The 6,000-nt window shown below is 74.6% G+C and carries 6 protein-coding genes; 2 read left to right on the plus strand and 4 right to left on the minus strand.

Annotated features, from left to right (window positions below; translation table 11 throughout):
* Positions 1-45 precede the first annotated feature (45 nt).
* Positions 46-582: a DUF4242 domain-containing protein gene (locus tag ABL57_RS05475; RefSeq protein WP_047802427.1), complete on the minus strand. Its 537-nt coding sequence runs from the start codon at positions 580-582 to the stop codon at positions 46-48.
* 227 nt (positions 583-809) lie between these two features.
* Here ABL57_RS05475 and ABL57_RS05480 point away from each other — a divergent pair, with 227 nt between their 5' ends.
* On the plus strand, positions 810-1,475 hold the full coding sequence (locus ABL57_RS05480) for a metal-dependent transcriptional regulator (protein WP_047802428.1): 666 nt from the start codon (positions 810-812) through the stop codon (positions 1,473-1,475).
* 16 nt (positions 1,476-1,491) lie between these two features.
* Here ABL57_RS05480 and pgm read toward each other — a convergent pair whose 3' ends face one another.
* The gene (pgm, locus tag ABL57_RS05485; protein WP_047802429.1) at positions 1,492-3,126 is read right to left on the minus strand and encodes a phosphoglucomutase (alpha-D-glucose-1,6-bisphosphate-dependent); all 1,635 of its coding nucleotides are present in this window, start codon (positions 3,124-3,126) and stop codon (positions 1,492-1,494) included.
* Positions 3,127-3,315: 189 nt separating this feature from the next.
* On the opposite strand from pgm, the gene ABL57_RS22195 reads away from it, so the two are divergent.
* The gene (locus ABL57_RS22195; RefSeq protein ID WP_158041167.1) at positions 3,316-3,474 is read left to right on the plus strand and encodes a hypothetical protein; all 159 of its coding nucleotides are present in this window, start codon (positions 3,316-3,318) and stop codon (positions 3,472-3,474) included.
* Between the two features lie 119 nt (positions 3,475-3,593).
* Here the strand turns inward: ABL57_RS22195 and ABL57_RS05490 are convergent, their stop codons facing one another.
* Together ABL57_RS05490 and ABL57_RS22910 are read right to left on the minus strand one after the other, a co-directional pair.
* Positions 3,594-5,078 carry an amidase gene (locus ABL57_RS05490; RefSeq protein ID WP_047802430.1) on the minus strand — a complete coding sequence of 495 codons (1,485 nt, stop codon included), beginning with the start codon at positions 5,076-5,078 and terminating at the stop codon, positions 3,594-3,596.
* Positions 5,079-5,150: 72 nt separating this feature from the next.
* On the minus strand, positions 5,151-6,000 hold an 850-nt coding region (locus ABL57_RS22910), incomplete at its 5' end, for an aminotransferase class III-fold pyridoxal phosphate-dependent enzyme (protein WP_047802431.1).

Consider the following 6,000-nt stretch of genomic DNA (forward strand, 5'->3'; position numbering starts at 1 on the left):
CCCCGGGTCGTGGGGGCCGCCGTGCCGCCGAGTGCTGCGGTCCGCTCAGACGTTGAGCTTGAACAGCCGGTCGAACGGGGTGCCCACGGCCTGGCGGGCCCGCTCCACGGACGCCTCGTCGGGGGCGTTGTAGAAGCACAGGCACTTGGCGGTGTCCTCGCGCACGTACGTGCGCAGGAAGGAGACCTCGGGCACCTCGGCGTACTTCGGGGAGTTGGCCTTCTTGCGGGCCAGGTACTGCTCCATGGTGATCTCGGCGGGAATGTCCCACTCCACCAGGTACTGGGCGTCGCCCCGCAGCTTCTTGATGTCCTCGAGCTCGGCGCCCACGAGGCGCACGGCGTCGGGACCGGTGACCTCCGTGGCGGCGTCACCGGCGGCGGAGCGCACCGTCCCGGCGAGGCCCTCGACGGCGTCCTCGGCCTCGACGATCACGAAGACCCGTCCGTGATCGGCCGTGACCTGGGACTCGATGACCTCGGCGCCCGCCGCGGGGACGGCCTCGGAGACCGTGGCGATGAGCTGGGTCACGGCGTCCTTGGACGGGGAGGCGGGCACGATCTCGAGCAGGTGGAGAGACATGGGATTCCTTCCGGGGAGGACGGGGACCGCGGCGCCGGGGCCGCTCGGGCACTGCTCCCAGGCTAGGCTCCGGCGTCCGGTGTGTCCGGGGCGGCGTCACAGTGCGCAACACGAAAGATTCCGAATGGTTCTTCGTGACACGGGGGGCCGCCGCGTGGACAATGCGCCACCACGTCCGGCTCCCGGCGGCCGGGTGCTGCCGCTCCGCGGGTCGCTACCCTGGTGGGATGCGCGCGGAGGAGCTGAACCGGTCCGTCCAGGACTGTCTGAAGACTGTCTGGCTGGCCCAGGAGTGGTCGGCCGACCCGGTGACCACCACCGGCCTGGCCCAGCGGCTGGGCCTGTCGCCGTCGACCGTCTCGGAGGCCGTCAAGAAGCTCACGGCGCAGAACCTGCTGGGCCGCACCGAGCACGCGGGGATCGTGCTGACGGACCGGGGCCGGGAGGTCGCGGTGCAGATGGTCCGGCGCCACCGGGTCCTCGAGGCCTTCCTCGCCACCCGGCTCGGCTACGCGTGGGACGAGGTGCACGAGGAGGCCGAGGTGCTCGAGCACGCGGTGAGCGAGAGGTTCATCGCCCGGGTGGACGCCCTCCTCGGCCACCCGGAGCGGGACCCGCACGGGGACCCCATCCCGCGGCCGGACGGCACCGTGCCGCCGGCCACGGCCGTGCTGCTGGCCGAGGTCCCGCCGGGCACGACCGCGGTGGTGGCCCGGGTCTCCGACGCCGACCCGGGCCGGCTGCGCCGGCTCGGCGAGGCCGGCATCCGCCCCGGGACGGAGCTCGTGCTGGGCGAGGTCCTGCCCCGGGGCGTGGCCGTGACGGTGGGCGGGGCCGTCGTGGAGGTGGGCGTCCTGGCCGCCGAGGCGGTCTGGGTCCGGCCGCGGCCCTGAGGCGGCCCGGGCCGCCTCAGGAGATGACGTCGTCCACCAGGGCCTTGGCCTCCTGCTGCACCTGCGCCAGGTGCTCCTCGCCGAGGAAGGACTCCGCGTAGATCTTGTAGACGTCCTCGGTGCCGGACGGGCGCGCCGCGAACCACGCGTTCTTGGTGGTGACCTTCAGTCCCCCGATCGCCGCGCCGTTGCCGGGGGCGTTGGTGAGCTTGGCGGTGATCTGCTCCCCGGCCAGGGTGTCGGCCTCCACCTGGGCGGGGGAGAGCTGCTTCAGCGCGGCCTTCTGCTCGCGGGTCGCGGGCGCGTCGATGCGCTGGTAGACGGGCGCGCCGAAGTCCGCCGTGAGCTCGGCGTAGCGCTGGGACGGGGTCTTCCCGGTCCGGGCCGTGATCTCCGAGGCCAGCAGCGCGAGGATGATCCCGTCCTTGTCCGTGGACCACACGGAGCCGTCCGTGCGCAGGAAGGAGGCGCCGGCGGACTCCTCGCCGCCGAAGCCGATCGAGCCCTCCATCAGCCCGGGCACGAACCACTTGAAGCCGACCGGCACCTCCACGAGCTCGCGGCCCAGGGAGGCCGCGACCCGGTCGATGATCGAGGAGGACACCAGGGTCTTGCCGACCCCGGCCTCCGGGGACCACCCGGTGCGGTGCCGGAAGAGGTAGTCGATCGCCACGGCGAGGTAGTGGTTCGGGTTCATCAGGCCGGCGTCCGGGGTCACGATGCCGTGGCGGTCCGTGTCGGCGTCGTTGCCGGTCGCGATGTCGTACTTGTCCCGGGCGCCGATGAGGGAGGCCATGGCCGAGGGCGAGGAGCAGTCCATCCGGATCTTCTCGTCCCAGTCCAGGGTCATGAACGCCCACTGCGGATCCACCGACGGGTTGACCACCGTCATGTTCAGCCCGAAGCGCTGGGCGATCTCGCCCCAGTAGGCCACGGAGGCGGAGCCCATGGGATCGGCGCCGATGTGCAGGCCGGAGTCCCGGATCACGCCGAGGTCGATGACCTCCGGCAGCGTCCGCACGTACTCCTCGAGGAAGTCGTAGCCGCCGGTGGTCCCCGCCGCACGGGCCTGCGCCAGGGGCACCCTGCGGACCCCCGCCATGCCGTTCTCCAGGAACTGGTTGGCGCGCCGGGCGATCCACTCGGTGGCGTCGGTGTCGGCGGGGCCGCCGTTGGGCGGGTTGTACTTGAAGCCGCCGTCGGAGGGCGGGTTGTGCGAGGGGGTGATGACGATGCCGTCGGCCATGCCCTCGACCCGGCCGCTGTTGTGGGTGAGGATCGCGTGGGACAGCGCCGGGGTGGGCACGTAGCCGTCGCGGGAGTCCAGCAGGACGGTCACGTCGTTGGCGGCCAGCACCTCGAGCGCGGTGTCCTGGGCGGGCCCGGAGAGCGCGTGGGTGTCCTTGCCCATGAACAGGGGCCCGGTGATCCGCTGGCCGGCGCGGTACTCCACGATCGCCTGCGTGATCGCGGCGATGTGCTGCTCGTTGAACGAGCCCTTCAGGGACGAGCCCCGGTGCCCGGACGTGCCGAAGGCCACGCGCTGGTCCGGGTCGGACGGGTCCGGCACGACGTCCGTGTAGGCGTCGAGGAGCTTGCCGAGGTCGACGAGGTCACTGGGTTGGGCGACGGTGCCCGCACGATTGGTCATGCCGCCCAACCTACCGCCAGCCTCCGCGGCGCGCGGAGGCTGGCACGCGATCACGTCGCCAGGTTTCGCCGATTCCGCTCTGCGCGAGGCGCGCGCGGGAGACCTGGAGGAATCGGGGCCGGTGGGACAGGATGAGGGCACCAGCGAGCGCACGACCCAGCGACACGACCCAGCAAGGAGGCCGGCAGCATGAGCGAAGCACCCGACGAGACGAACGAGGACTCGGGCAAGGGCCCGGAGGGCACCGTCCCCGACAACGAGCAGGGCATCGGGCTGACCACCGACGAGGACCGGACCGGCTTCGAGCCGGAGGAGGACCCCGAGGCGGCCACCACGCCGGACGCCTGAGCCCGCCGCGGACCCAGCGCGCCCGCCGGCCGTGCCACGGCCGGCGGGCGCTCGCGTGCGGCAGGTCCGCCGCGGGTGCGGGCGCGGTGGGCCGGGGCCGCGTCCGGGTGCCGGGCGACTCAGTGCGGGGCGTCCTCGAGCTGCGCGACGACGGCGAGCAGCTGCGCCTCCGCGCTGGGGCGGCCGATGAGCTGGACCCCCATCGGGACGACCGGCCCGCCGACCGCCGGGCTGGTCCACAGCGTCGGGACGGTCACCGCGGGCAGGCCCACCACGTTCACCACGGAGGTCCACGGCGTGTACTGGCACTGACGCCTGTAGTCCTGGTCCGCGCCGGCGGGGTCCTCCTGGTCGTGCCCGGCCCAGTACCAGCCCAGGGGCCGCGGCGTCATGGCGAGCGCGGGCGTGAGCACCATGTCCCAGGCCCCGTACGCCCGGATCACGTCCTGTTCGATCCGGCGCAGCGTGCCCACGGCGCGCGCGAGCTCGACGGCCGAGCGGCGCAGGGCGCGGGCGCGGAACGCCGCCGCCAGGCCGGTCAGCCGCTGCGCCTGTTCGTGGTCCAGGGGCGCGGTGCCCATCGAGGTGGTCCAGACGTCGAAGAATGCCCCGGGATACTCGGGGTCGTAGCCGATCGAGGCCTCGCCGACCTCGTGCCCGGCCGCCCGCAGTCGGGCGACCCCCGCGTCGAGGGCGGCCCGCGCCTCGGGGGAGACCTCGATGTCGTGGACGGTGTCGAACGGCGAGGCGGTGCTCACCCCGATCCGCAGCGGCCGCCCGCCCCAGGGCAGGTCCCCCCGGCGGGCGGCCCGCACGCTCTCGAGGAAGGATGACTGCGGTGCGGCGGCCACCGCCCGGTGCACCACGTTGCCGTGGGCCGGTCCGCGGGCCGGGGCGCAGAGCACGTCCAGCAGCAGGGCCGCGTCCTCCGCGGTGCGGGCGATGGGTCCGTTGACCACGAGCTGCGCGGCGTCCGACTGCGCGTCGGCGGTGGGCACCCGCCCGCGGTTGGGCTTCAGGCCCACCAGACCGCACGCCGCCGCCGGGATGCGCACGGAGCCCCCGCCGTCGGAGCCCGGGGCCAGGGGGAGCATGCCGGCCGCCACGGCAGCGGCCTGGCCGCCGGAGGATCCGCCGGCGCCGGTGGTGGGATCGTGCGGGTTCCGCGCGGGCGGGGCCACGAGGTTCTCGGAGTAGCAGTTGAGGCCGAACTCGGGGACCTGGGTCTTGCCCAGGCACACGGCGCCGGAGGCCGTGAGCACGGCCACGAGGTCGTCGTCCTCGGCGGCGGCCGCCGCCCCGGTCCCCGGGTCCGCCACGGCCGCGGAGCCGTAGCCGGTGGGCATGCCGGCGACGTCGTGCAGGTCCTTCACCGCGAGCGGCACCCCGTGCAGCGGCCCGCGGGGCGCACCGGCGGGCAGGGCGTCGAGGGCGCGGGCCCGTGCGAGCGCCGGTCCGTGCGCCACGTGCACGAACGCGCCCAGCTGCGGATTGCGCTCCTCGATCCGGGCGAGGAAGAACTCCGTGGTCTCCGTGGCGCCCAGCTCCCCGCGCGCGAGCGCGTCCCTCAGCTGCACGGCGGTGAGGTCCCCGATCCCGGTCACGGCGGCTCCTGTCTCGGCCACGGCGGTCCGGGGACGGCGGTCCGGGACACACTGTGGGGCGTGGTGCCCAGGCTAGTAGGGTGAGGGCGCCCGGACCGCGACCGCGGTCCCCGATCCGCACAGGAGGGCCCCCGTGCCGACCTCCCGCCCGCCCCGTTCCGCCGCGGCCCGTGCCGCGGCGGCGTCCGCCCTGCTCCTGGCCCTGACCGGCTGCTCCCTCTTCGACCGCGAGGCCGAGCCCGGCGCCCCGGCGCCGTCGGCCTCCGGCAGCGCGTCGGCCCGGGCCTCCGGCGGCGCCTCGGACCGGGCCTCGGTCAGCACCGTGGAGGAGACCTGCGCCCGGGTGCTGGAGGCGGCCCGCACCGCCCCGGAGCGGCTGCAGGAGGACCCGGCCGGGCTGCTCGCCGAGGTCGAGGACCTCGCCGCCACCGCGCCGCCCGAGCTCTCCGGGCAGATCGCCTCGGTCCGCCAGGCCGTCGACGAGTACCGGCAGGGCGAACGGTCCATGCTCAGCGTCGCCCGGGAGGCCCGGGCCCTGCAGGAGCGCTGCTCCGGCTGACCGCATCCGGTGCCGACCGGCGACGAGCACGAGGGGCCGTCGCGCAGCAGGTCCTCGCCGATGACCAGCGGGGGCAGCAGGCGCACGATGTTGCCGAAGGTTCCGCAGGTCAGGATGATGACGCCCTGCGCCAGGCACTCCGCGGCGATGGCCTTGGCGGCGTCCGCGTCCGGCTCCTTGCCGCCGGGCAGCACGAACTCGAGCGCCATCATGCCGCCGCGGCCGCGGATCTCCCCGACGATGCCGGTCTCCTCGGCCACCGGGGTGAGCTCCTCGCGGATGATCTCCTCGATCCGGCGGGCACGGGCGATGAGGTCCCACTCCTCGATGGTCTCCAGCGCCCCCAGGGCGGCGCTGAGCATG

Origin of the sequence: Kocuria sp. SM24M-10, from assembly GCF_001027955.1 — a bacterium.
Classification (GTDB): Bacteria; Actinomycetota; Actinomycetes; order Actinomycetales; family Micrococcaceae; genus Kocuria; species Kocuria oceani.

Coding starts and splice junctions, on each gene's coding strand:
- pgm (WP_047802429.1), bottom strand. CDS start 3,126: ATGACCAATCGTGCGGGCACCGTCGCCCAACCCAGTGACCTCGTCGAC.
- ABL57_RS05480 (WP_047802428.1), top strand. CDS start 810: ATGCGCGCGGAGGAGCTGAACCGGTCCGTCCAGGACTGTCTGAAGACT.
- ABL57_RS05475 (WP_047802427.1), bottom strand. CDS start 582: ATGTCTCTCCACCTGCTCGAGATCGTGCCCGCCTCCCCGTCCAAGGAC.
- ABL57_RS22195 (WP_158041167.1), top strand. CDS start 3,316: ATGAGCGAAGCACCCGACGAGACGAACGAGGACTCGGGCAAGGGCCCG.